General features: G+C 39.5%; 20 protein-coding genes. 3 read left to right on the forward strand and 17 right to left on the reverse strand.

All coding sequences use genetic code 11. The features are described 5' to 3' along the window. Positions 1–303 precede the first annotated feature (303 nt). Positions 304–1,599 carry a flagellar filament capping protein FliD gene (gene fliD / locus G587_RS0104940; RefSeq protein WP_026491340.1) on the forward strand — a complete coding sequence of 432 codons (1,296 nt, stop codon included), beginning with the start codon at positions 304–306 and terminating at the stop codon, positions 1,597–1,599. Here fliD and G587_RS0104945 read toward each other — a convergent pair. From G587_RS0104945 to G587_RS26110, 4 genes are all read right to left on the reverse strand, one after another. Next, positions 1,583–2,854 (reverse strand): UDP-galactopyranose/dTDP-fucopyranose mutase family protein, encoded by a 1,272-nt coding sequence (locus G587_RS0104945; RefSeq protein WP_026491341.1) that lies wholly within the window; start codon positions 2,852–2,854, stop codon positions 1,583–1,585. The two genes, fliD and G587_RS0104945, sit on opposite strands and share 17 nt — an antisense overlap. 106 nt (positions 2,855–2,960) lie before the next feature. Further along, the gene (locus G587_RS0104950; RefSeq protein WP_022760825.1) at positions 2,961–3,293 is read right to left on the reverse strand and encodes a hypothetical protein; all 333 of its coding nucleotides are present in this window, start codon (positions 3,291–3,293) and stop codon (positions 2,961–2,963) included. Between the two features lie 433 nt (positions 3,294–3,726). Next, positions 3,727–5,433 carry a glycosyltransferase family 2 protein gene (locus G587_RS0104955; RefSeq protein ID WP_026491342.1) on the reverse strand — a complete coding sequence of 569 codons (1,707 nt, stop codon included), beginning with the start codon at positions 5,431–5,433 and terminating at the stop codon, positions 3,727–3,729. A 92-nt stretch (positions 5,434–5,525) separates the two neighbouring features. Next, positions 5,526–7,103: a flagellin N-terminal helical domain-containing protein gene (locus G587_RS26110; protein WP_242830035.1), complete on the reverse strand. Its 1,578-nt coding sequence runs from the start codon at positions 7,101–7,103 to the stop codon at positions 5,526–5,528. A gap of 234 nt (positions 7,104–7,337) precedes the next feature. On the opposite strand from G587_RS26110, the gene G587_RS0104965 reads away from it, so the two are divergent. Further along, on the forward strand, positions 7,338–8,477 hold the full coding sequence (locus G587_RS0104965) for a DegT/DnrJ/EryC1/StrS family aminotransferase (protein ID WP_026491344.1): 1,140 nt from the start codon (positions 7,338–7,340) through the stop codon (positions 8,475–8,477). A 111-nt stretch (positions 8,478–8,588) separates the two neighbouring features. Here the strand turns inward: G587_RS0104965 and G587_RS0104970 are convergent, their stop codons facing one another. From G587_RS0104970 to G587_RS0104985, 4 genes are all read right to left on the reverse strand, one after another. Further along, complete coding sequence (locus G587_RS0104970) at positions 8,589–9,461, reverse strand: N-acetylneuraminate synthase family protein (protein ID WP_026491345.1); 873 nt, start codon at positions 9,459–9,461, stop codon at positions 8,589–8,591. A 70-nt stretch (positions 9,462–9,531) separates the two neighbouring features. Continuing rightward, positions 9,532–10,761: an N-acylneuraminate cytidylyltransferase gene (locus tag G587_RS0104975; protein ID WP_026491346.1), complete on the reverse strand. Its 1,230-nt coding sequence runs from the start codon at positions 10,759–10,761 to the stop codon at positions 9,532–9,534. A 1-nt stretch (position 10,762) separates the two neighbouring features. Next, entirely contained in the window at positions 10,763–12,046 is a 1,284-nt protein-coding gene (locus tag G587_RS0104980) for an ATP-grasp domain-containing protein (RefSeq protein ID WP_026491347.1), read from the reverse strand. Positions 12,047–12,146: 100 nt separating this feature from the next. Continuing rightward, positions 12,147–12,995, reverse strand: a complete 849-nt coding sequence (locus G587_RS0104985) for a Uma2 family endonuclease (protein WP_026491348.1) — start codon at positions 12,993–12,995, stop codon at positions 12,147–12,149. 184 nt (positions 12,996–13,179) lie between these two features. On the opposite strand from G587_RS0104985, the gene G587_RS0104990 reads away from it, so the two are divergent. Next, on the forward strand, positions 13,180–14,724 hold the full coding sequence (locus G587_RS0104990) for a hypothetical protein (RefSeq protein WP_026491349.1): 1,545 nt from the start codon (positions 13,180–13,182) through the stop codon (positions 14,722–14,724). A 19-nt stretch (positions 14,725–14,743) separates the two neighbouring features. Here the strand turns inward: G587_RS0104990 and G587_RS0104995 are convergent, their stop codons facing one another. The 9 genes from G587_RS0104995 to G587_RS24180 all read right to left on the reverse strand — a co-directional run bounded on the left by G587_RS0104995 (position 14,744) and on the right by G587_RS24180 (position 25,917). Next, positions 14,744–15,490 carry a glycerophosphodiester phosphodiesterase family protein gene (locus G587_RS0104995; RefSeq protein ID WP_026491350.1) on the reverse strand — a complete coding sequence of 249 codons (747 nt, stop codon included), beginning with the start codon at positions 15,488–15,490 and terminating at the stop codon, positions 14,744–14,746. Continuing rightward, entirely contained in the window at positions 15,490–16,479 is a 990-nt protein-coding gene (locus G587_RS0105000) for a metallophosphoesterase family protein (RefSeq protein WP_026491351.1), read from the reverse strand. The genes G587_RS0104995 and G587_RS0105000 overlap by 1 nt, the downstream gene beginning before the upstream one ends. A gap of 30 nt (positions 16,480–16,509) precedes the next feature. After that, positions 16,510–18,303 carry an AAA family ATPase gene (locus G587_RS0105005; protein ID WP_026491352.1) on the reverse strand — a complete coding sequence of 598 codons (1,794 nt, stop codon included), beginning with the start codon at positions 18,301–18,303 and terminating at the stop codon, positions 16,510–16,512. Positions 18,304–18,516: 213 nt separating this feature from the next. Beyond that, the gene (locus G587_RS0105010) at positions 18,517–19,356 is read right to left on the reverse strand and encodes an acyltransferase (protein ID WP_026491353.1); all 840 of its coding nucleotides are present in this window, start codon (positions 19,354–19,356) and stop codon (positions 18,517–18,519) included. Between the two features lie 36 nt (positions 19,357–19,392). Beyond that, entirely contained in the window at positions 19,393–20,118 is a 726-nt protein-coding gene (locus G587_RS0105015) for a LicD family protein (protein ID WP_196812514.1), read from the reverse strand. 75 nt (positions 20,119–20,193) lie between these two features. Further along, on the reverse strand, positions 20,194–21,054 hold the full coding sequence (locus G587_RS0105020; RefSeq protein WP_026491355.1) for a DUF6270 domain-containing protein: 861 nt from the start codon (positions 21,052–21,054) through the stop codon (positions 20,194–20,196). Between the two features lie 6 nt (positions 21,055–21,060). After that, positions 21,061–22,071, reverse strand: coding sequence for a LicD family protein (locus G587_RS24175; protein ID WP_026491356.1), 1,011 nt, complete (start codon positions 22,069–22,071; stop codon positions 21,061–21,063). A gap of 21 nt (positions 22,072–22,092) precedes the next feature. Then, the gene (locus G587_RS0105030; RefSeq protein ID WP_026491357.1) at positions 22,093–22,746 is read right to left on the reverse strand and encodes a class I SAM-dependent methyltransferase; all 654 of its coding nucleotides are present in this window, start codon (positions 22,744–22,746) and stop codon (positions 22,093–22,095) included. A gap of 24 nt (positions 22,747–22,770) precedes the next feature. Next, a complete protein-coding gene (locus tag G587_RS24180; RefSeq protein WP_051200750.1) occupies positions 22,771–25,917 on the reverse strand; it encodes a glycosyltransferase in 3,147 nt (1,048 codons plus the stop codon). Positions 25,918–25,966 lie beyond the last annotated feature (49 nt).

The following is a 25,966-nucleotide window of genomic DNA, read 5'->3' on the forward strand; positions in this document are numbered from 1 at the left end:
ATTTTAAGGCATAAAAAAAAGACCTAAATTTTCTGTCGCTTGTATAATATAGCATGACTGTCATGCTACGTCAACTGGTTTTTTTCAGAACCTTTTCCAACAGTTTATTATCGGTCACGAATATCTTCTATATTATAGCATACTTTCTTTTTTAATAATATGTTTATACTTATTTAATTGACGCTCTTGCTTACCGGATGATAATGTTATAGTAATAAAACATGTCTTTGTATGCCCTCGTGTCGGTTGCCAAAGGATTGGCAGAAGCACTCGCACGACATCAAGGAAGAAAGGAGGGGCAGCATGGCAGGCATTGGTATTAATGAAGCTTATAACCATTTCGCGTCAACATACGTCGCAAAAGAAAATGCAAATGTAGACAAGCATAAGAAGAGCGAACTGCAGAGTGTCTACAAATCTATTGCAAAGATCAACAAAGAATCCCCTCTTCATGTTTTGAAACAGGATGACTATGCTCAGGCTGAGGCCGTGGGTATTAAAGAGCATGCCCGGGCTTTGAAAAGTCAGCTTGAATCTATAAATAATGAAGAAAGTGCTTCTCTTGGTAAAAAGTCAGCAGTCTCATCCGATCCCGAAAAGGTATCAGTAGAATATGTAGGAAAAGGTGATGGCGGAACTTCCGAATTTAATATGGAAGTAAGTCATCTGGCTACCAACCAGATAAACGCCGGTCACTTCCTTGTTCCCGATGAAGAAACTGCTCTTCCTAAAGGAAGCTACGCATTCAATGTTGGAATCAACGGACACGATTACGAGTTCCAGTACAGTATCAGAGAAGGCGACACCAACCACGATATTCAGGCTAAGCTCTCCCGTCTTATTAATAAGGCAGGAATCGGACTCATCGCAGGCATGCAGGAAAGCGCCGATGGCAAGAGTACTCTTATCATAGGTTCCAGCGACACCGGACTTAAGCCCGGACAGAATCTCAGATTCGAAGTCGCAGAGTCCAAGACCTCTGAAAACAGTGGCAGCGTATCTTATTTCGGACTTAACCTGATAGCTCAGGAACCGACAAATGCCCGTTTTTCATTAAACGGAACAGAGCACAGCTCCTCCTCCAACAGATTTACGGTTGGAAACGAGTTCGAAATAACCCTGAGAGCACCTACTGATGAAGGCTCTCCTGTTACAATCGGTGTTAAAAACGAAAGTGATGCCCTTGTAGAAAATGTAAGATCTCTCGTAAATGGCTACAACACCTTTATCGACAGCGTAAGTAACGTCCAGAGCACAGGTGTAAAGAACACCAAGCTGGTGGGAGAAACAGTTGCAATCGCAGAAAGTCATCTGAAGGGAACAGCCGAATTCGGAATAGCCTTAAAAGAGGATGGCAGAATAGATTATAATGCACAGCTACTAAGAGAAAAATCGGGAGCAGAGCCCCCGAAAGAAGTTATTGCACCGCTTAAGGATTTCGCCAAGGCCCTTGTAAATAAAACAGATGAAATATCCGTAGATCCCATGAAATATGTGGAACGGCCTGTTTTCAATTACAAAGACCCGCATAGCACCGATAATCCTTCACCGTATATCACAAGTGAGTATAGCGGTATGATGTTTAACAATTACTGCTGACCATCTCAAGTGCAGCAGCGATAACCTGGTCCATGTTGTAATACTTGTACTGACCAAGACGTCCTCCAAACAGAACGTCGCCAAATCTATCAGCGAGCTTTTTGTATTCAGCAAAGAGCTCGTTGTTTTTTTCGTCATTCATCGGATAGTAGGGCTCATCTCCCGGCTTCCAGTCTGCAGGATACTCTTTGGTAATGATGGTTCCCTCTCCCTGACCGAACTCAAAGTGCTTGTGCTCGATTATTCTTGTATAAGGAATGTCGCGCTCAGTGTAATTTACTACGGCGTTACCCTGGTAATTATCCACCTCGGGAAGATCCTTTGTCTCGAATCTGAGGGATCTATACTCAAGGTTACCAAGCTTGTAACCGAAGAACTCATCGATCATACCTGTGTAAAGAATCTTATCGAAGGTATCACCGGATACAGAAGCAAAGGGCTTTGCAGGAACATCGCCATCCATTTTCATAAAGCTCTTGAAATCAGTCTCGGTTTTAACAGTGATACTGCCGCTTAAGTTATTTTCAGAAGCGTTCTCAGAAGACTCCTGAAGGAGAAGCTTCTTTATAATAGAAGTGTAACCTCCGATGGGGATTCCCTGGTATCTGTCATTGAAATAGTTATTATCATAGATGAATCTGAAGGGAAGTCTTCTTATTATAAATGCAGGAAGCTCTTTGCAATCCTTACCCCACTGCTTCTCGGTGTAGCCCTTTACGAGCTTCTCGAAAACATCGCGTCCGGCAAGTGAAAGTCCCTGCTCCTCGAGGTTAGCTGCTTCAAAGCCCTCGCGGATATCCTGTCCACTGGCTGCTGACACATCAAGTGCCTCGGCTGCTGCCTCATCTCCATTCGCAGCACGCTCCTTCAGGATGCGCTTAACCTCCTTCTTAGCCTGCTCATCAATGATGGCGCGAGCCTCGTCGGGAGTGCGGATTCCCCACAGCTTACTGAATGTGTTCATATTAAAAGGAAGGTTATAGAGCTCATCATGGAAAACAGCCACAGGTGAGTTGATATACTGATTAAACTCCGTGAATCTGTTTATATACTCCCAAACCTTTTTATCAGATGTATGAAAAATGTGAGCGCCATACATGTGAACATTGATTCCCATGCGATTCTCTGTGTAAATGTTTCCACCTACATGCGCTCTCTTGTCTATAACCAGGACATTTTTACCGGCTCTTGCCATCTCATGTGCAAAAACACAGCCAAATAATCCTGCCCCAACTACCAAATAATCGTACTTCATACTTTCCTCCGTAATCTTTTACTGTATGAAATTGTACCATAAAAATACCCGGAAAGCATATATCGCCTTCCGGGTTACATATTTCTACATATTATAATAGAAAATCTTATGCCTGATATTTCTCAAGAGCTGTCATATCGCTCATATAATCAAGCACCTTCTTGCGTCCAACCTTGTTGAGCTTAACATACTGCTGCATAACGCGGTTCTCAACAATCTTGTTGCCAAGGTCTGTACCCTTCTCAAGAGTACTGAAATCAACAGGGTTCAAATTGAGCTTGTCGCACATGCGGATTACTGTACCGTATGCCATACCCTCAATACCTCTGTCTAATGCTGTTACCAGTGTGCTATATGGAATCGACATGTCTATTGCGAACTGTCGTACACTCTTGTATTGCGCTAAGATCTCTCGCTTAAGTATTTCAGCCTTCGTCATATCTTTACCTCCTATCTATTCCTATTATATTTCTCATTCAGACCGAAATCCTGACAAATACATCCCTGTATAAAAACTCCAATCCGAACATGCAAAAGGACACTAAATGTTATTGCGTCATTTTGTAGCAGTTTCAAGTATACCTTATGAACGGTTTTTCGTCACTTATTTTTTTCTTAAATTTTATAATAAAATTCAATAAATTTATCAGCGATTTTTGGACATAATGACAAAAAGTGCATGAAATCTGAACTTTTTGTGTCCTGTTCAGAACTCATACACTCTTTTTCGTTTCTTAAATATTTACTCATTCGACAATAAAACAGAAAAATATTTAGAATAATTAGTAAATTTCAAAATATTTAACGGAATTACATACAACTTTTCGAAAATAATCTGAATTATTTTTGCGTTTTTTCGTTCCACAAAGTTATCACGTTTCCGTACCTGTATTGATAATTTGCCCATCATATCTAAGATATGTTCTCAGTTTACGAAGAAGCATTTCCGGGCTCTCTGCGCCTTCAGACATATCCCCTACAAGAATATAGTCAAAGCTGTGCTCAGGCCAGGGGAACGTCACAAGCTCAGGATCTCCGGAGATCATGTCATCCGCCATGAACTTGGAAAGCCCTGCAAAAACGTCCGCATTTGTAATTCCTGCAGTGAAGCTGTCCGGCATCTGATATTTTATGGCAGATAAGGTATTTCCCATGCCTGCTGAAATATCAAGGATTCTGAACACCCTGTTATAGAGCCTTAGTTTCTTGTCTGATTTTGTCACATCCCGCTCTGCGATGGCGCTCATCAGAGCCGTGATCTTCTCATCCTCCGGAAGGGTGTAATTCCAGATATCAAAGCCCCACTTCTCTTTGAATTTGTCGCGTCCGGCTTCCATTGCATCCTTTTTATCCGCAAAGCCGCTGCCACCGTTATGATATATGAAGGCATTGTGGCAAAGTATCTGTCTCCAGCCTGCAAGGCAAAGACGGATTCCTAAGTCATCATCCTCAAAATACCCGGGAGAGAAGCGCTCGTCAAAAAGAATGAGTTTTTCATTATTGCCGCTCTGTTCTTCATCAGTATTTTTTAGAAGCAACCCATTTATGGCTTCGCGCCTTAATAGCATGGCAAAGCCTGTGAGTCTGCACCTCACTTCAATGGGATTCCACATAGGAACATTGTGATCCTTGGCGTAGCTTTTGGCAGTTTCAAGCGCTGTGTCAAGACTTATGGTTCTCCACCAGCGGTGCTCCTCAGTATGCTTCTTCTCTGGGAGATCCGCAAAATCTCCTGTAATAGTCACATCGCTTGAAGCACTCTTGTCTATTTTGGGTGTTTTCTCTGACTCTTCCTGCTTGTCCGATGTTTTTATAAGATTGGCTGAAAGATTAGATAACGGGCGTGACTCCTCCATTGGCGCTTTTTTCAGATAAGGCTCCACAGACTCCATGGACACCTCCTGGGAAGGCGCACAGTTAGTCACTGCACCTGCTGCCCCATTTCGTTTGTCAGAATAGAGTCCCATTCTCATCCAGAACAGCGCATTTGGCATAAGTATCGCATCGTTATTCAGGAAAAATACGTCATTTTCAGGATTCGCTGCGGTGAGACCGATGTTACAGCCCACAGGAAAGCCCTCATTTTTTTCGTTCTCTATAAGCTTAATATGGCTGTCACCTTCTGCCTGCTCCCTTAAGAATCTCAAAAGCCCCTCGTCTGTCGAAGCATTGTCCACGACAATAACCTCATAGCTGTCTGTCTGAAGATATCTTCTGATAGCATGCAGACACTCCCTGCAAAGCTCCATATCGTTGTAGGCCACCACGACTATCGATGTTCCGCGGACACTTACTCTGTCCCTGACATCCTCTATCGCTTCACGGATTATCTTCTCGTCCTCGGGCTCATCACAGTAGTGAAGGGCATTTTCAAAGCATAAAAAAGCCTGGTCTGCATTACGGTATCGGTAATACAAACCAAGCATAAAATACAATTCATAGTTATCATAGTGCGCACGAAGCCCCTCGATCAGCACAGCATACTCATCCACACTGCTTCCCTGCTGTTCGAACTCTCCTGCACGTAAAATGAAAGACTCCGCAGATTCACGTTGTTCCTTGATAGTATGAACTTTCATATTCCCCCCTAAAGCTTTATCAATAGCTATAGTAATTATTATAGCGCAACCTCATGATAAATTCACGGGAGAACGGATTTTTTAATACCAAATTATGATTGCAACAGAGACATTACACCCTGAGGGGTCTGGTTCGCCTGCGCAAGCACTGACTGTCCTGCCTGTACCAGAATATTCTTCATTGATAATGTCACCATCTCACTTGCCATATCCGTATCTCTAAGTCTGGACTCTGCTGAGGTAGTATTTTCCACCACATTATCGAGATTTCTTATGGTGTGTTCAAGGCGGTTCTGATAAGCTCCCATTCTGGAACGCTCAGAGCTGACATAAGCGAGTGCTTCACTAAATCTCTGAATTCCAAGTCTTGCACCAGTACATGTATTTTCTTCTTCAAGTCTTGCTCTGTAGGCCTTTAATGACTCTCCGGGGCGACGTCCGATTACAATGCTGGCTCTCTCACCAGGTGAAAGGTCGGAATACTTCATTATGCTTCCATCCTCGGTTTCAACTGTCATTTTACCTTTCCAGTCTTCATCCGCGGCAACATTTACATCCTGAAGATTTAACACCTTTGTTGATACGCAGGGGAGCTGCATGAAAATCTTGTTAGTCATATCCGCATCAGCACCGGCATGAACGTTGGCATTTTTATACTTAGGTCCGTATCTCCATTCATATACGGGATCCTTATCCTCAGTGGCAATGTGGGCAAAGCCTTCTCCAAAAATACCCCTTTGCTGCTCACGATTAGGTTTTCTATTTTTTCTTCTATCGTAAATTACAAGTTGTGTTCCTTTCTTTTCAAATATCGTAAAATGACTTTCAGGCCTTCCACCCTGAGTTCCATCTATTATCTTATCAATAACATCATCGGCATTTTTACAATCCTTTATTCCTATGGTATAGACAAAATGCTCTCCACTGACATCCCTGTTATTTTTATTAGATGTCGCATCAAATTTTATACTAAATCTTCTATTACATGTGCAACATGTCGTATGAAAGCCTCGTCCATTAAGACTGCTCAGCTTCGATGGTGAAAAGTCAGCAAAGTCCATGAATGTTGCTGTATAGGGTCCATCAGTTGATCCATCTTCATATTCTTTATAATATTGTGACCCAAGCACGCCTCCATTTAATGACTCCTCATCAATTGTGTCGCTAAGCCATGTAGGCAAAACTCCTCCCTCTACTATAAGATCACCCTTTTTGTATCCGGGTTCTATCATCTTATACTGATACTCAATCTCAGAGCCCTTCAGCACCTGAATCTCATTAAAATATGTCCTCTCCTGGATTGCATCAATTTCCTTTTTAATCTGCTCGATTTCTCTCTGACAGGCAAGCCTGTCCTCATAGCTCATTGTTCCGTTTGCTGCCTGAATCGAGAGCTCTGAGCCTCTGTGGAGCATATCGTGAATTTCTGCCATTGCACCATCTGCAATCTGAACCATGGAAATACCGTCAGAAGAATTCTGTGATCCCCTATCAAGACCACGAATCTGACGTCTCATTTTTTCGGAAATAGAAAGACCGGCCGCATCATCTGCTGCCCTGTTGATCTTATATCCTGAAGAGAGCTTTTCAGCACTCTTTGCATTTTCTGATGTAGTTATTCCAAGCTGTCTATTGCTATTCATAGACGGAAGGTTATGTTGAATTCTCATATTCCCACTTCCTTACCCGATCTCGTTTGCACGACGTCCATGTCCAGCAATTCATTTTCCTGATAATTATTTCGGACATATTTGCAAAAATGATTAGTTTTTTCAAAATAGAATAATATTATAAAGTTTTAATAATTATTTAACTAAAATTCGTACATTTACATATATCAATTTGTTAGAATATAGGCAGAACTATGCCATTTTGTACGCATTATTGCAGGGGGAGAAAAACTCATGGCAAGAATATTTGTGACAAGGTCTTCAATGCCATCCTATGAAGAATATATAGAAGCAATCAAGCCATTGTGGGATTCACACTGGCTCACCAACATGGGCCAATACCACAAAGAACTGGAAAAACAGCTCCAGGAATATCTTGACGTGCCTTACGTATCACTGATGGTTAATGGACATTTGTCACTGGAGCTCACATTACAATCTTTCGGTTTTCCTGCAGGATCAGAAGTCATAACCACTCCATACACATTCATATCAACCACCCACGCTATCGTAAGAAACAAACTGAATCCTGTGTTTTGTGATGTAAAACCAGAGGATGGAACAATTGACGAAAGTAAAATTGAGGATCTGATAACAGAAAACACCGTTGCCATCATGCCTGTTCACGTATATGGAAACATCTGCAACGATGAAGAAATCGAAAAGATCGCTCATAAATATAACCTAAAAGTCATATATGATGCTTGTCACGCTTTTGGTGAAAAAATGATAACCACCGATGCAAATGGAAATCAGACTTATCGCGGCGTGGGAAATCTTGGACACGCATCAGTTTTCAGTTTTCATGCGACGAAAGTGTTCAATACTGTAGAAGGTGGCTGCTCAGTTTTCAGCAATCCCGAATTATATGAAAAGCTCTACAACTTAAAGAACTTCGGAATCCGAGGCGAGGAGCTTGTTGTTGAAGTCGGAGCCAATGCCAAGATGAACGAGTTATGTGCCATCATGGGACTTTGCAACTTAAAACATATAGAAACCGCAATAAAAGCCCGCGAAAAATGCCATGACAGATACACAGACGTACTTATTCGCGTACCCAAGATAAGGCTGCTCACCCCAAGAGATGACGTGACCAGGAACTACGCTTATTATCCCATTATCATTGGTGATGGATACAAATGTACCAGAGATGAGCTATACATTAAGATGAGGGAACATGAAATTTATCCCAGAAAATATTTCTATCCCATAACATCCGATCAGGCATGCTTCAAGAACAAGTACAAAAACTGCGCTCTTGATTGTGCACGAGATATGGCAGACCACGTACTGATGCTTCCTATATTTGAGGATCTTAGTCCGGAAGATCAGGATAGAATTATTGATATAGTTCTTAATCCGCAAAAATATTAAAAAATAAAGCCATAGATTCATCGCTATTTGATGATATCTATGGCTAATTTTTTGATGTTCCGTATTGGTTACATTATGTTAGTGCCTTTTGTATTGGAATGTTTTTGTAAATCAATGCTTTCTGTATTTCAATTTCTTCCGCTGTTCTTCTTCTATAGGAAGAATCTCTGAATCCTTGTAACGAAGCGCTTCGTAGACAGCGTCTAGATTTCTCTTTAATTTACGGATTCCGTCCGGTTCAAGGGAAGCCGCATGATCAGTGCCTTTCCAGGTTCTATCAAGGGTATAGTGACGCTCGATGTAGTTTGCTCCAAGAGTATAGGCAGCCACATCCACCGCGATACCAAGATGATGTCCGGAAAAACCGATAGCCTTTACTCTGTCTTCATACTGCTCACGCATACGTGTGATTTCGAGAAGACAGACATCCTTGAAGGGTACAGGATACCCCGAAGTACAGTTATAGAGTACAAGATCCTTTGCTCGTCCCTTCTTCTCAAATAGAGAAACTATCTGCTCCTCTTCTTCACGCTTTGTCATTCCGAAGGAAAGCTGCATCTCACCTTCATAGTTATCACAGAGCCACTCCAGCATCTCAAAATGAGTATTGCAGGCAGATGGGATTTTGATAAACTTTGGATCAAGGCTCGTAATCTCTTTTGCACTGGTCATATCCCATACGGAAGTAGAATATATGATTCCAACCTCCTCACACCATTTTTTTAGCTGAGCGTGCTGATCCACATCGAATTCCAAAAATTCCCTGTGCTCACCGTAGGTCTTCCCGTAGGAATTATAGGGATTTGGATGAGGGGCATTGTACTGCTCCTCAGTCAGAAGCTCCTTCGGACAACGCTTCTGAAACTTGATGGCATCAGCCTTACAAAAATAGGCCGCCACATTTATCAGCTCATGGGCGATATCCATCTGTCCCATGTGATTACAACCTGCTTCAGCTATAACTATTGGTTTTCTGTACTCCATAGTGCCTCCAAGTAGTTGTCAAAACAATAATTTGCAAATATTTACTTTATCAGCCAAGTGATAAAAGCCTTTATAGTCCAAGAATATGGTCAATTATATCCCTTACCGCTCCATGTCCCCCGGGTTCCTTAGCGATATATCTCGCAGCTTCCTTAACTGATTTATGTCCATCCGCAACAGTGCAGGGATATCCCACATATTTCAAAGCCTCAAGATCATTTACATCATCACCGACAAAAGCCACATTTTCAGGACTGATGCCATGTTCCCTGCATAGCCTTTCAACTACGCTCTTCTTATCTCTACATCCGGGCTCATAGATATCCATCTTGAGCTTTTCAACTCTTCTCTTATTTATATCGACATTTTCTCCGGTTACGATACCCACAAGAATTCCGTGTTCTCTAAGAAGGCGGATCCCCATTCCATCCTTGGTGTTGTATTTTTTTAGGAGGTCACCTTCAGGAGAATAATACATGCCTGCATCGGTAAGGCAACCATCACAGTCTGTAAGAAACATCTTAATTTCAGGAATGTCGTTCTCAGATTTCAGCTCATTATCATCACTACTTGTGTATAACCTATTTACTCCTTCAAGAATATTGCCCGCTACATCCTTAAGTCCCTTTGTCATGCGCTTTTTCATGAGTCCTTCTATTATCTCCCAGTCAGAGGGCTCATCTATTTCGAAGAAAGTATCTTCCGGCATCTCAACTACCTTGATATTTCCCGACACACGATTCCTAGTCTTCATGAGATCAACCTTGGAAGTAATATAAAAAGCTCCATTTTCCACAAAATATCCATCAAACTCCTGACGTCTCGGTCTATTAAAAACATCATAGTTAGACGGGTGCGCAAAGCCGTCTTCATCAATACTCCAGTTAAATCTCTTTTGACGAACAACTGACAACACACTGTCTGTGCCCTCTTCATTAAACGCATCAAACCCTCTGTTTAAATCATCCGCAGTAAGAAGCGGAGATGTAGCCTGTATAAGAACTATGTTGTCGAAGTCATAGTTCTCTGCAAATTCAAGCATTGCAAATTCAGTGGATGCAGTGTCCGAGGCAGACTCTGCTGAACGACCGATTACCTGGAGTTTAGGGAAATCGCAGTTTTCTGCCAGCGCCTTTTCAATTTCTTTACTGTCCGTTGCAACGTACACCTTATCAATTGCATCACACTCGCAGGCAGCCTTAACAGTCCAATACACAAGTGGTTTTCCACATATTGGCTTTATGTTTTTAAGCGGTATTGATTTGCTACCCCCACGCACGGGAATAAATGCTACGTTCATATCATGTTCTCCAGTCAATCAGACTCTCTATCATATCCACATCAAAAACAGGGATTCCACACTTATCCTTAATTCGTTTTCTTTCTGCAAAGGAATCATCTATGAAAATCGCCTTCTTTTCCTTTATGTAATCGCTCTTTTCCTCTTCTCTGCTAAGAACGCTAATCTCCTCAAACAGCTCTTCCGAGATTCCTGCCTTCTTAAGATCTACATAGAGATCAGTAGAATGCTTACTTAGTAAGATGATTCTTTTTCCGGCATTTCTTGCCTGGTATATAAAGCGCATGACATCTGCATTCACCTTATCTTCCAGCGTCAGCGTATCGTCATAATCCAGGTAAACCGTGTTATAATCAAAATCTATTCTGAAGGCACTGTAAAAAGCCCTGTCCAGAACGATGTCATAATCATTTTCAATTATCGATACAGGATATCCCCAGAAGGTAAATAGCGTAAGCATCGGAAGATTCACGCCGCTGTTCCTGTAAAGTCCCGCTGTTCCTGGGATTCTTGGAGAGACCTCCATCAGCTTATATTTTCCATCAGCAGTTTTCTTCACCTGGAAAAACCATGCACCTTTAAAGTTCAGCCTGGAATTAAGTGTATCTGCTATGTGCTTTACTTCCACATCAGTTTCCATACTTCTGGTTCTGACACTTATCCCGATTCGTATCCTCTCACGATTTCTCTGCCTGCAAAATTGTAACTTGCCGTCACCATCTGTGAAGCAATCCACAGTGTACTCAACTCCCGGAAGGTACTCGCAGATAACAAGCTCTTTTCCGGAAGATAACGCAATCTCTAATTCTTCTTTATTATTTATCTTAGATGCACCAACTGAGCCCTGCCCCACTGCAGGTTTTACAAACACTGGAAAGCTATCCACCTCATCTGCTGAGCCATAGCTTTTCGGAATGAAATCCTCACCCTGAAAATACTCATAGGTTTTCTTTTTGGAACGACAAATGCCAGTGGTCTTTTCATCAGCTATTATCACCTGCGCATGAATCTCATTTCTGTGTTCACTAAAAAACATGCAAACACTGTCATGAGCAGGATATACGCAGTCTATGCTATTTTCATCTATTACTTGGTTGAGATAACTCAGGAACCCATCGTCATCAACAAACGGAAAACCGTCTATCAAATGGGCATAGGTAAACTCAGAATGGTCGGACGCACTTGTCCCACCATAGATTTTCACAAACTTGGAATACTTCAAAGAATTCTGTATTTCGAATGCAATCTCGGTCCCAGCCGGGAATATAAGTATATTTTTCTGCACAATGCCCCCTCGCACTGCTAACACGCAAGAAACAATAAACCATCTATATTAGTATTTTATTACATTCATGATAAAATAACCACCCTGACCATGGTTAGGATTATCTTGTAAACCTATCTATCATCTGGGCAATTTCATCAAGATTAACCTTCAATTTTCCCTCATACATAAACATTGCAAATTCCCCTTTGAGCGGAACAATAACCGGTACTACATCCTCATCAGTGAAATTGTAGGCAATAAGGATTTTCTTCTTGGGATCAATCATCCAATACTCTTTTACCCCTGCATTACAATATTTGTCTGTCTTAACAAACATATCCTTTCGCCTGGTCGAAGGAGACAATATTTCTATAATAAGATCAGGTGCCCCAAAAACAACTCTGTCCTTAATCTTATCTTCATCACACACGATAATGATATCTGGTTGAACCATAGTCTTGTCATCACAGTCAAGCTGAACATCGATCGGTGATGAAATAGGTATACATGACCCCTTATTTTCCCTAATGAAATTGTATATCGAGTTAAAAACCAGATCACAGATTATCTGATGAATAGTCCTCGGCGCGGTCATATCATAGAAATAGCCATCTATAAGCTCAACCCTTTTATCATCCGGAAGAGCGTAGTAATCTGCTACCGTATACTCTCCATTCTTCTTAGCCCCGTAAATAGGCTCGTTCTCTGAGAGCATCCCTGTCTTTCCTTCATAATCCGAATATGAAACTGAACTCTTCTCGCCATAGGAATAAGCCTTCCCACTAAATATCGATTCATCACCCTTAAGAACTTTCTCAATGGCATCCAGAGTAGCCTTCCTGGGACTTTTAGTTACGCCAGTAAAAATTCTCTGCAAAGTCACAACCGGAACTCCGGTATAATCTGAAAGCTGCGTGAAACTATATCCTCTTGTTTCTTTTATCTTATTCATTTCATCTATAGTCATATCGCACCTCTTTTCATTTCAAACCATATCATAAGACTTATTATGATATCATATTATATCTCATAATATCTTTAGTCAATATCAAAGCAGCGGGAAGACGCCATTTTCTCATAAAAAATAATCTCACACGCCGTCTATTTATTGATATAATTACATTAACAGTTTTCATTATCGGAGGGGGAAAATGAAGAACTTTGAAGCATTATGCAACTTGATCTCAACAGTCATAGAAGCAGATTTTCCATATAGAACTGAGGCCTATGAGCCCCTTACAAAGAAGCTTGGCGACACATTAAAGCAGGAGGGCTGGACAGCTGATGAGCTGCTGCCTCTTTTTGACCAGAGCTTTGCAACAGATGCCCAGCTCTATCTCATGGTGCTGTCTGCTGTTTACTGGGCTGCTCCAGACATGAAGTACATGTTCAAGGCTGAAGAAGTCATCATGACCGGAGCTCTGAACATGAATCTTACTGCGGCTGTTCATTTTCAGACCTATCACCAGCGATTCATAAATGGGGCACTTGATGACTACGCAATCAGAAGAACCCTCCACAGGTACATTTCACAGAGATATTTGAAAGAACTCGATGCCAACATCGAGATGATTCCGTATGAAAAGAGAAATCATAAGTTTGCGGTTGTAACAACCTATCAGCTCCTTGGCGAGCGACACGCTCCTACAAATATCGTGCTTTCTGTTTGCCATCATCTTCAGAACTATTTCGGTTATGAAGTTCTCATGGTCGTCATCGGCGAGCCTATAGATTCAAATGAAATTTCAAAAATCTGGACAGGCGATTTTGTAATGCCCAACTACACTGACACTTGGGGAGAATACGGAATCAACTATCACGATCAGATAATTCACTGTTACCAAATTGATATAAATAAAGCATCAAGAACTGACATGCTCTCATTCATCGGCGAAATCTATGGAATGCGGCCGGAATTCATCTGGCAGATAAACGGTCTTCCTCGCATGGATCAAATTTGGCGCTCAATGACAACCTACGCTGCCATGCCTGTAACTCACGGACTTGAAGTATCAGACGCGCATCTGCTTGCAAGATATCAGGCAGGTGACATCCTTCCCGAAACCACAGAATATGTCAAAGCCTGCAGGCAGGAAACCATATATTTTAAAATGACTGGTTTTGGCTATAAAGAGGAAACAACGGAAGACAAATACACAAAAAAAGCCTTTGGTATTCCCGAAGACGCCTTCACAATCGGCGTTATCGGAAACAGAATAGAACGTGAAGTAACCGAAGAATTCAGACAGGTAATGATATCCATCGCCGAGCAAAGTCCAAGAGCCCATTTTGTTTTCATAGGTCCCTTTGAACAAAAGCTTCCAGACATACTAGAAAAACGTTCTACCCGTCTTGGATATAGAAAAGACTTCCTTAGTGCCTTACAGATAATAGACCTTTTCATTAACCCCAAGCGTTCCGGTGGTGCCGGCGGTGCCACAAGAGCAATGCGCATAGGAATCCCAGTAACAACCCTTGCAGACAGCGATGTTGCATCCTTCGCAGGAGATGATTTCATTTGTAAAGACTACGAGGAAATGATAAGTGACGTACTCCATTACATAACTGACCCGGATTACTACAAGAAACAGTCAGACAATGCCAAAGGACATTTCGGCACACTGTTTTCAAATGATATCAAGAGTGATATGCAGATAGTAATTGATAAGATTCTAGAAATAGCAAAGACGCAGTGATTACGCTGCGTCTTTTATATTACAAATATACCTCAGGTTCGTTTATAAATACATTAGTGACTCCGGCATTTTCAAATCGCACAAAATCCATCCTGCCACCTGTAGGCTTAGATGGATAAAGGTGGCCGCCAAACCACGCCCTGACAGTTCTCCCGCTAACCATATCGGCAGGGATATCCAGACCATTCCCACTGGGGTGAAGAGCAATGCTTCCTCTCTCAAGCTTAAGCAAATCTTCAATTCCAAGCGCCATGAACAGACAATTGGACAATGAGCCATTAAGAACTCCCAACTTAGCGTCAGGCTCTAATTCATGAACCTTCAACAATGAATTAGGATAAAAACTTGAATACACAATTGCATCCTGAAGCCCATACTCAGCGACTAACTTTACAATCTTCTCTTCCATCCCCGGGTATGGATAAACACTGTTCTTAAGCTCAATATTCAGCTTCAAACCGTTCTGCAACCTAGAGCGTAGCAATTCCAAAACTTCCCTCATTGTAGGTATAGACTCAGCCTTCTCCTCTCCGGTTCTAATATGCAGAGCCTTAAGTCCAGAAAGGGTAAAATCCCGGACAAATCCGATACCATCAGTAGTTCTGTCAACCTTCTCATCATGGATAACAACAAGCTCGCCATCCTTGGTCAGCTGGATATCAAGTTCAATCCCGGATAGACCCTCAATATTCATCGCCTTCTCAAAGGAAGTCAAAGTATTCTCCGGATAATTCTGACTGCAGCCTCTGTGCGCCCATATCTTCATTAAATATTCCTCCAATAAGCCTTGTGATTTTCAACATATCTGTCACTTCCGGCACCAAATCTAGTGAAATACATTTTCCCATTCTCTGCATCAATCTGTAAAATATCAAAACTCTCCTGTGTTCTATCCCCCAAAGCCCTCTCCGGAACAACCGAACCTTCAGGCTTGTGTTCAAGGAAATATTCACACTTTGCACAGTTGATGGAAATAATCGGAAACATACCATTGTTAAGGTCATTAAACAAGTGATCACAATGATTATGCCCATTGATAAAGGCAAGAATCTTTTCCGCATGCTTATTTAGAACATCAATCAATTTTGCTCTGTTTCTAATATCCTTCGCCCAGGCCTGAAGCCTTATAAGAGGTGTGACATGGGAAAAAATCACCGCATGCAAATCCTCCGGCATATTGCTAAGAGTTGCATCAAGCCAATTAATGCAATAATCCGTGAAGCCATACCTCACCTGCTCCTTGGGATCAAAGGAATCAATAAAAATCATTCGAAGCTTTTCATCTTCTTTATCAACGTAAAATTGCGGAGTATCGGGATAAACAACCTCCGGATTCCCCCTGAAATAATTGTAATCGTGATTCCCAGGAACCAGATAAAGCGGCACACCAAGGCTCTGCATATCACTGATACATCTATCTTCAAACTGCCTGGTCTTAATTAATGGCAAAAGCCCATCTGTCAGATCCCCAAGGTGAATAATACCAGCAAGAGCACCCAGTCCCTTCTCTTGCAGCTTCTCGAATACTGCCTTCATACTTGCAAAAGTATCATCCCAGGTTCCATTGATAACATAGTGGGAATCAGTCAACAGAATATAACAAGGCAAACCGCTACGGAGCCTGCCAATTACTGCCTCCGCCTCATCCCGAATCCAGCCTGACTCAATGCCATCACGCCATGGATCCCAGATGGATTCAGGAGCATAATCGTATGTGTATATCCATTTATAGTTTTTGTTATTAGTCATTTCCATAAGTTATTACTTTATTTGCCAGATCGGTCATTATGTAGAAAACTTGAGGTAGTCCTCGACATTAGTATATTTAATATCGTTTTCACACGAAGTAACTCCGTTATAGATAACACATTTCCCCACAATGTCTCCATACTGCTTTTGGGCATATTCACATTTTTCCTTATCCACAAGATGTCTTGTCTGTTCTGAAACTATTTTGTCACTATGCTTTATCTCATATAGTTGGCAACTAATACTTCCACGGTCGAATACTACCATATCAAATTCACCTACAGGAAATTGCAGGACAAACACTTCTTTATCAGGGAATGCTTTTTTAGTTTCTAACAGGATGATATCTTCCATCATCCTTCCCCTAACTTCATCAAGTAGCCTTTCCGTAATTCTTAGCCTGTCTTTTATACCTATATCACGAAATATATCATCCTGGAGAAGGGATGAAACCAACGCTTCTGCCTGTGAATAGCGAAGCCCCGGCTGGGTAAACACTATTCGCTCTTTGTTCTTGTTACTCCCTGAAGAAGATACCACTTCAATTGTATCGATAAGATCAAGCAAAAGGAGATACTCCTTCACCTCATTCATATGAGTAGTCTCAACAATAGCTGTCTTTCCGTTAACATCATGAATGTCCAGTTTAGCCATCAATCTCTCTGTAACCATTGATGTGTCAATATCATCCAGAATATCTGAAGGAGCTTTTTTATCTTTTCTAAGATTATTTCTGGTTATTCCCAAATCATGAGATACAAAAGCCCTCTGAATAACCTCCAGAACAAAACTGTGATTCATATCCTCTACTATTCTGTTAATTACGTTTGTAAGCTCCCCCTTTTCATAAAGATCTGCCAATCCTCTAAAATGCCCCTCATATTGATAGTTCTTCAAAGAATGCTGGATGTTATGGGCAATAGCGCTGTCTACATATTCATTGGTACTCTTTACATTTGAAAAGGTCGTTGGCATTTGATTGTAGTTCACTCCGCCAAGACTCATTGTTCCACCATACTTTATGTAATTATCAATACCCTGTATCCCCAGCACACGTTCAAATTCACCATAGGAGATAAAGGTTGTATGAAGCATTATTGCCCTGTCATAAAGCTGCTCGTCTTGAGAAAACAAAAATCCAAGAGAATCCGTTCCCGACAAAACTATCTTCATACCACTGCTGGCATATATATCGGAAAAAAGAGCTGCCTGCTCAATGAAATCATCCATAAGGGTAACTTCATCTATAAAAAGATATCTATATCCACTCTTCTCAAGTTCGCGAATATATTTATTTAAGGATGAAATATCGTCCCCAGCATTAACCTGAATAAAAGCTGTTTTGGATAATTTGTTCGCATCCATGTCGTTGATAGCCTGTCTGATCATAGTGGTCTTTCCTGTTCTCCGAAGGCCATAAAGAATAAACACTCTATCATTTACCGGCGAATAAAGGTAGTCTTCAAGTTTGCTAAAGCAATCTCTTTTCTTGTAATCTCTCACCGGAGCAGAAAATTCCTTTAATTCATCTCCTACCCTTATGAAAGAATCTGCCAAAACGCCATGTCCTACAAACACTTTACCAATTATTTCAGCAGGAAGTTTTGAAGCATTATCCGCTTTAAGCATAACTTCAAGGCGTTTTCTCTCTTCAATCTGCTTACGCAGAATTTCAAGTTCCTCGCCTTTAATTCGCTTTGTTATCTGTCTGCCACTTTCCCTGTATTGCCAGTACTCATATTCCTTGCCATTTATCCGCTTTATCACGATATTCCCAGGAGGCAGGCTACCAATTTGCTTTTTAACTCTATTAATATCTTCGCTGTTCATATCAACTATACCCCTAAGAATATTTTAACCTTTTTAACCTCATTTTTCAATTTGAGGTTAAAAAGGTTAAAATGATTCATATCTCTTAAATAAGTGATAATTGTCTGACATTATCTTCAGAGATTACATTATTTTCATACGCTACTCTGAGCTTTGCAAAATACTCACTTAATTCTGAGTATATTTTTTCATACTCCGCACTGCCTTCCGCATTCAAGTGATACCATGCACAAACCGGTTCTTACTACATCGCTCATTCAACTTAATCAGATAATTACATTTCTCCAAAGCTGTTCCTTTAGAAAAATTCAATTCTATTTCATTCCAAGATATTTCTTGCTCCTCTGCAAATTTATAAATCCAATTATCCTTTTCTTCATAATCTCTATTCTGACTACTCAAAAAATCAACATAATCATCTGCGCTTGCTAACATTTCTTCACTATAGTTATTTGGCATAGGCATTTCCCAAAATACATCCTTTTTTAGCAATCTCCCCGGACTACCTGCCCAAAGGGAGTTGTGCTCTATCCTCTTATTGGAAATAACACTCCTGCCTCCGATTATTGATCCAGAATCAATGTATGTACCCTTTAAAATGAGCGCATCCTGGCCAACCCACACATGATCACCAATAAAAATGCTTTTTGCCCTATTTGTCCTATTATAATCATTTGTGCTATAAATCAGATGTCCATCTGCATTTCTAATTGTGATTCCATATGAAAAAAGACAATCATTACCTATAAATAAATGTTTCTTTTCCCCTATTATTGCTTTCACTGTTTGCATAGCTCCACATCTATTGCCGATATGTATCACAGAATCACTAAATATGCTTAAGTCTAAGGAATTAAATGTTGGCATATTAGAATGAAGGTATATTAGAGAATTGTCCCCATTAAAAGTTAGCTTAGAGTTCTTGAGGTTAACGCCCTTCTCGCAATAAAGGACATTATTGCTTCCACCCCATACAATTGCTGACTGATACACTCCAGGAAAGTATCCAACTATTTTATTTCCTTTTTCATCTATCTCAGTTATATTATTCATATTCCCTCTGCCATAGAAAATGTGTCTTAGTAAAAGTCATTCCAAGAACTTCACAAAATCAAAATGACTAACTCTCTTCTCCTCAGGTGGCAATTTCATATAATCACCATACCAATGTTTCAAAACCTTATCTGCCTTATTAGGTCCATAAAACTCTGTATCTTCAAACTTGTATTTCTCTAATGGAAACATATCATCCACATCAACACTAAATAAGGACGTATACACATTTGCATATACTTCTCTTTTCACAGAATCCTCTGTCTCATTAGGATACATATTCTTGAACCAGCTATGCATTGCTTCAAATCTTGCTGCATACCTGTTGTAATCACTATCCGAAATTAGCCCTTTACTTCTCCGCCTTTCCATATACTGATGCCCTTGAAAAATAACTTCATCGGTCACATCTACAAGCCTGACCCTTTTGAACCTGTATAAATCGACTGACAGCCCTTTATGAGCATATGCATTATCCTGCGGATATTTACTGCATGCAGTCTCTGTCCTTAGATCCTTCACATGAGGCCATGCATGAAAATAAAGTGGTTCTGTCTCATCATATTCCAAGAACAAATCATCAGGTAGCTCTTCTTTCATGCTCCTAATTACATCATCATAATATTCATCAAATATGCAGAAATCAAAATCATCATCCCATGGAATAAATCCTTTATGACGTACAGCTCCTAAAAAGGAACCATATACCATAGAATATGGTATATGGTTCCTTTCCATTATTCTGGCAATTATTTTTGCCATATATAAAAGTCTTTCCTGAGATCTTTTAACATTATTATTTGAATTGACCATATCGTACTCACTTCATATAAATCTTTAACCAAAATATATATCTAATAACTTATTTTCACATTCCGATTTCAGCTCAGCCATAGCATTCTTTTCCTCATTCCTACTAATTGATTGAGACGTAATGATATTCATTGAGGATAAGGCATAATCATAATACTCCTTCACAAAATGAAGAAGATTTCTGCCCCATTTATGGTTGGGATCAATTGAAACATAATCAGGAAATTCTATAATATGCGTTCCTATTAAGTGCTTCTTAAAATAATCATACGCATAAGAAATACGTTCATTAAAAATATCTGCCGTTACATCTTCAGCAGCACAAAGCCTTTCATCATCTATAACATGATGCCCCCCTGCTTTTATCTCAACAAGAATAATTTTATCTGGCTCATATAAATCACATAGTCTATCACAATATTTCTGTAGTAGTGCTTCCCTACCATTCTTCTCAATCAACATCGGATCTACTACATCATAAACACCCGGTATTATTCCCGCGTTTATATATCCGTCATACAAAGCCTTAAGATTATAGTTTTCAGAAAAATATCCGTTATTTTCCGGAAAAACAAAAAGCTTTCTTCTAAACTCCGCAGCATCAATAACCAAATAATCAGCCATATCCTCAGCTATATACTCGAATACTCTCTTTTCAAGTTCCAATCTCTGACATCGTGTTATAAAGGTTCGCTTCCCAGAAAACAAAGCTGCATCATTATCTGTCAGCTCTCTTAAAAGCGGAGAATTCATCACAGCTGAAATAGGGCTAACATTTTGAACATACTTCTTAATCTTATAGTCACCATCATTCTCCTGAAGTCCAAAAATATCTCTTATGGCACAGCATCCTATCAGGCTCAAACTTACATTTTTATCAAGCATATGAAGTTAGCCTTCCCATCTCTGTATAGTTGATTGTCCCTGTGGTATATCCTCCTTATAAACAACCTTATTTCCAACCTTCTCATCATAGTATGTATTTATATAAACATAGTAATCTTTTATCCCCATGCTCTCTAATTGTCGTCCTATTTCCTGATGCCACAAACTAACAATAATTAGCCTGCTATCGTCATCAAGCATATTAGGAATATCTGCAGGATTCTTAACATCAATCCCATAATATTTCTTTCCCCATTTCCCAGGATCATTATCAAATGTACATACAACCTGATCACCAAGCCCAAATCTCTCCAGCCAAACTCTGAGACTATCTGCTGCGCCAAAAAGAAGAAGCTTCTTTCCTTCTATCCCCTCAAGCATCCCTGTATATCTTTTCTTGTAAACTTCGTATCCAGTCTCAGTATCAAAAAACCAAAACGTAGGATGACAGTATTCAGCTCCCTGAGGCCAATCCCAATTCTCATATACTTCAGTAAGAATCTTCCTATGTTTTGCTGGTCTTCTTAATGTCAAACCTTCAAACATAATCTGTCCTGCAGGCTCGAACCATTCCTTTAAATAAACTGCATTTCTCTTAATTGAACCAAGACACGGAGTATGATAGCAACCACTCCCAAACATCTCAGAAAGTGGAATTATATCAATGGGAATCCCTTGATGCCCCCCTTTTCTAAGTTCATACCAAAGGCCTAAATTATATGCCGTTGTACCATTTTTTCTAAGCTTTGCAAAATGAGCATATCCTTCATCCAGTGGAGTCTGCAGAAAATATCTCTCACCAAACCACTCCTTATGCCGACATAGCTCAAAATAATCAGCCTCGGGCATTGCAACGTCCACATCATCATCCCAAGGCAGGTATCCTTCATATCGAACAGCTCCCAATAATGTGCCAAAAAAGGCATACCACTTTAATCCATGCTCATCACAAACTCTTGAAAACTCTCTTAATAATTCAAGCTGAACTTCTCTTAATTTTGCAACATTATCAATCATATGTCTCCCTCACACTTATTTTCAAGCTAATCTCTTATATGCTAGACGTCCTTTTGATACATCAGATATTCTCTCCCATTTTTCATCATCTTCCATGAATAATTCTGTCACCATGGAAATATGGCATGCTTCAATCTGTTCATCACTATATCTCATGCTTGTATTAGAATTAACCGAAGGACTCATTGTTGGTGACGTTGCTAACGTCCAATCAACATCATCAAATAGCAGAATCCCTCCAACTTTAATCATCCTTTTAAGAAGTACCGTTGTTATGGCATCATGGATAAATGTATGTGCCCCATCTAAATATACAAAATCAAAAAAATCTTTGTTCTCTTTCTCATCTAGAATCATCTTTGCCAGATTCCAGCTATATGAATCATAAGTCCTTTTGGTATTTGCCATAGGATGCAAATTGCATACGCAGTAATCCAGCTTCTGTAAATCCTCATATAAAGCATTTACTTCTTCTTCAAAAGAAAAAAAATAATAACTATCATCTTCTCCCAATAGTTTTACCATTTCAATGGCAGTAGCCCCAATACCTACTCCAATCTCACATACTGCTATATTTCCATTTGCAGATGTTCTGTATTTTTCAAGAATTTTCACCGCATCTTCACAGGGCTTTGAAATTCCCAGATAATCCGCTGTTCCTATCTTCTCTATCATTTACCTAATCTCCTAAAGCATTAACTAAATCAATCTTTTGCTTATCATTTCCTTAAGCTTACTTGATGAAGTCGATTCAGTATATGGGAAGAAAACCATAGTTGATCCATTTTTCTCCAGATACTCTTTTGCCCTTAACCATCCAGGATTATGCTCATAATCGCTTCCCGAAAATTGAACATCAAAATGATACCTCTGAAATGCATCCCATGTTGATGGTGCTTCAGGTGGAATCCTGACAGCTTCATCAACATATCTGCAGGCGCGAACGAGTTCTATTCGTTCTTCAAATGACATTATCGGTTCCGTTTTCTTTGTATTTCTCACCCACTCATCTGAGCAAACTCCAACAATTAAATGATTACAATGTTCTTTAGCTCTTCGTATTACATTTAGGTGACCTACATGAAACATATCAAAAACACCAGCCAAATAACCTATTCCATACTTTTTACCATCAGAAAAACCTTTATCATTTGAAATAACCTTATTGACGTTTTTCATCTCTTCAGGGATAAAATATGTTCTGGAAGGATTAAATATTCCAATATTCCTTATTCCCCTCCTGCATAACTGTCTATATGGTGCCTCAAAATCTTTGATGCAAATAATTACTTTGATATTATCTATCTGCTTATCTGGCATTTCTTCAGGATTTATTATTGTTATTTCCTGAAGCTTTTGTCCCCATTTCTCATTATTATTATCTACTATTCCTTCAACTCTTATAACATTACCATACCGCTCTATAAAACGCTGCGCATATTTTCCTGAGCCAAACAGAAATATCTTTTTACCAATGATGTCATCAAAGAGCTCATCAAAAACTTTTTTTTGTTCTCTGCATCCAAACTGATTTCTAAATGCATTCTCAACAACTACATTTACATCAGCACGAGTTTTTAAATGGTAATCTCGGAGTTCTGCTTCATTCCGTATTACAGCAAGATCTCTTGCGGCACGCCTCATCAGCCTGCTTCTGTCCTGCAAAATGCCATATCTCTCATACAGCTTTTCCTGAGGAAATGCATCCATCAGTCTCTTATCAGCAGAATAGATACTTTCAATCATCCTAGAAACTATTACATCAGCCGGATAGTCCGAGAAGCAAAACTCCTGATCAAATATTTCAAAACCTTCCTCATCATAGAAACTGTTGATAGGAATTAGGTCAAAATAGCCATTCTTCAAAACCTTTCCTATACCTTCAACAATTTCTGAATCAGATGATTTATAAATCAATTCTCTAAAAGCATCTGTCATTTCTAGGAATTTACTTATATCACCAGCAAGTAAAACATCTCTTAAAGCAGCTGCTCCGGTTTTTGCCTTCCTAAAAGGCATAGATAACACACCATTGTTTATTTGCATCGGAACAATTCTTATTCCTCGTTCTCTTAGCTGTTCCTCATAAAGCTTAATGGCGTCAATTCTATATTCTCCTTCAATGAAAGCCGCTCTTTTCTCTACATGCTCATCTTCAAAGAGTGTAGTGACCATAGCATTTTCTCTACTTCTCTCCATAGAAGTTGTAATTTGTAGAGCATTTGATAAGCATTCAGCCCTTAATGAACAAATATAGAGATATGCATTTGCATGTTGATGAAAAATATCATTCTTCAAATATCTGTCATATAGTCTACGCTCCGATGCAAAAACGCTATCCGGATGGTAATAACTTGGCATAATTCTATTAGATAAATCCTCTGCCGGAATATAACCATCTCTATATAAATGTATTGCTTCATTTTTTCTGGGGAATACCGAAAATCTTTGAAAATAGATTTTTTGCATTTTAAGACACTCTTCGATATCTGCAGGATCAACATTGTAAACAGAATCTTCAGGCACCCAATCCCCACACATCATACTAATTCCAAGAGGATTATTGGCATATATAAAGAGAACTCCTTCAGGATTAAGTCTCCCCTTTAAATACTTTAATATCCTTTCTGACTCCTCTTGCTTTTTCTCGTCATAAGAGAGCAGCATATAATCATATTGTTTTTCATCAATATCATTATATTTGCAATCACAAATGTGCTCCCATGTATCTGTTTCCACTTCAAGCTTTCGTGTTTTTAGTAAATCAAATAAAGAGTCTCCACTTGCACCTAAATAAAGAACATTTGCCTTCTCCTTAAACTTGTACCAGGCTAGAATTCCTTGTGATAACTGTCTCTCTAATTGTCTTGATAATTCATTACCATTGCCTTCATGAGTTCTTCGTGCATATTCCCATAAATAGCTATTCAGCCTATCATATTCACTCTCTGAGTATCTACACCTATCGATATATCCTCTTTGTTCTGCAAAAAACAGCTCTTTCTCCATCTGATTTTTGAATTCATCCTTATAACATTCAGCAAGTCTTTTTAAATTCCACTCATACTTCTTAAACTTCATAACGGTTTCAGTCTGATAGATGCTTAAGTCAGCTTTATTCTCTTCCAGAACATTTTCTATCTTTTTAAACTCATCACATAAACAAAATACCTTTCCTTTTGAATTTACCGATGAGCACTCATTATCTCTTCTATAATTTATTAAACTGTCTTTTATAAGGAATATCTTTTTAGCGTGGAACCACACCTGAAACAAAAATGAAGTGTCTTGATAAGACGCACCCGGTGTCTCATTAAACCTGATATTATTTGAAATAAGAAAATCTCTTCTGTATAGGCCTGACCAAATAGCTGTATATTCATATAGAAACTCAGGATAAGCCTTAGGATTGATTACTTTATCATACAAATCATCTCTATATAGTGATTCCTCTCTTACTGTATTATTTATTAACGTTCGAAAATTGCCTTTAACAAAATCCGCACCCGTTTCTTCTATGGCATCATATAATTTCTTATACGCATCAGAATCGGCAAAATCATCACTTTCCAAAAAGCCGATATATTTTCCCCGTGCCATATTCAGCCCACGATTCATTGTTTTTCCATATCCCTCGTTTACTTTATCCATAACAACAAATCTGTCATCTGCTTCATATTCACGAAGAATGTTATTTGAGTTGTCGGTAGAACCATCATTGATACAAATGAATTCAATACTTGTAAAAAAAGACTGATTTTTTAAACTAGTTAGACACTCATATAAATATCCTTCCACATTATATATTGGTACAATAATTGAAATATCTATTTTGATTGAATTCATGATTTATCACTCTTATTTAATGATCTTTTTCCGATGCTCTGCAAATTAA

Source organism: Butyrivibrio sp. XPD2002 (assembly GCF_000423945.1).
Taxonomy (GTDB): Bacteria; Bacillota; Clostridia; order Lachnospirales; family Lachnospiraceae; genus Butyrivibrio.

Excerpts from the sequence above, each read along its gene's own strand:
- G587_RS0104990 (WP_026491349.1), top strand. The coding sequence starts at position 13,180 with ATGAAGAACTTTGAAGCATTATGCAACTTGATCTCAACAGTCATAGAA.
- G587_RS26110 (WP_242830035.1), bottom strand. The coding sequence starts at position 7,103 with ATGAGAATTCAACATAACCTTCCGTCTATGAATAGCAATAGACAGCTT.
- G587_RS0104950 (WP_022760825.1), bottom strand. The coding sequence starts at position 3,293 with ATGACGAAGGCTGAAATACTTAAGCGAGAGATCTTAGCGCAATACAAG.
- G587_RS0104975 (WP_026491346.1), bottom strand. The coding sequence starts at position 10,761 with ATGAACGTAGCATTTATTCCCGTGCGTGGGGGTAGCAAATCAATACCG.
- G587_RS0104965 (WP_026491344.1), top strand. The coding sequence starts at position 7,338 with ATGGCAAGAATATTTGTGACAAGGTCTTCAATGCCATCCTATGAAGAA.
- G587_RS0105030 (WP_026491357.1), bottom strand. The coding sequence starts at position 22,746 with ATGATAGAGAAGATAGGAACAGCGGATTATCTGGGAATTTCAAAGCCC.
- G587_RS0104985 (WP_026491348.1), bottom strand. The coding sequence starts at position 12,995 with ATGACTATAGATGAAATGAATAAGATAAAAGAAACAAGAGGATATAGT.
- G587_RS0104955 (WP_026491342.1), bottom strand. The coding sequence starts at position 5,433 with ATGAAAGTTCATACTATCAAGGAACAACGTGAATCTGCGGAGTCTTTC.
- G587_RS0105005 (WP_026491352.1), bottom strand. The coding sequence starts at position 18,303 with ATGAACAGCGAAGATATTAATAGAGTTAAAAAGCAAATTGGTAGCCTG.
- fliD (WP_026491340.1), top strand. The coding sequence starts at position 304 with ATGGCAGGCATTGGTATTAATGAAGCTTATAACCATTTCGCGTCAACA.
- G587_RS0105010 (WP_026491353.1), bottom strand. The coding sequence starts at position 19,356 with ATGAATAATATAACTGAGATAGATGAAAAAGGAAATAAAATAGTTGGA.
- G587_RS0104995 (WP_026491350.1), bottom strand. The coding sequence starts at position 15,490 with ATGAAGATATGGGCGCACAGAGGCTGCAGTCAGAATTATCCGGAGAAT.
- G587_RS24175 (WP_026491356.1), bottom strand. The coding sequence starts at position 22,071 with ATGATTGATAATGTTGCAAAATTAAGAGAAGTTCAGCTTGAATTATTA.
- G587_RS0105000 (WP_026491351.1), bottom strand. The coding sequence starts at position 16,479 with ATGGAAATGACTAATAACAAAAACTATAAATGGATATACACATACGAT.
- G587_RS24180 (WP_051200750.1), bottom strand. The coding sequence starts at position 25,917 with ATGAATTCAATCAAAATAGATATTTCAATTATTGTACCAATATATAAT.
- G587_RS0105020 (WP_026491355.1), bottom strand. The coding sequence starts at position 21,054 with ATGCTTGATAAAAATGTAAGTTTGAGCCTGATAGGATGCTGTGCCATA.
- G587_RS0104970 (WP_026491345.1), bottom strand. The coding sequence starts at position 9,461 with ATGGAGTACAGAAAACCAATAGTTATAGCTGAAGCAGGTTGTAATCAC.
- G587_RS0105015 (WP_196812514.1), bottom strand. The coding sequence starts at position 20,118 with ATGGCAAAAATAATTGCCAGAATAATGGAAAGGAACCATATACCATAT.
- G587_RS0104945 (WP_026491341.1), bottom strand. The coding sequence starts at position 2,854 with ATGAAGTACGATTATTTGGTAGTTGGGGCAGGATTATTTGGCTGTGTT.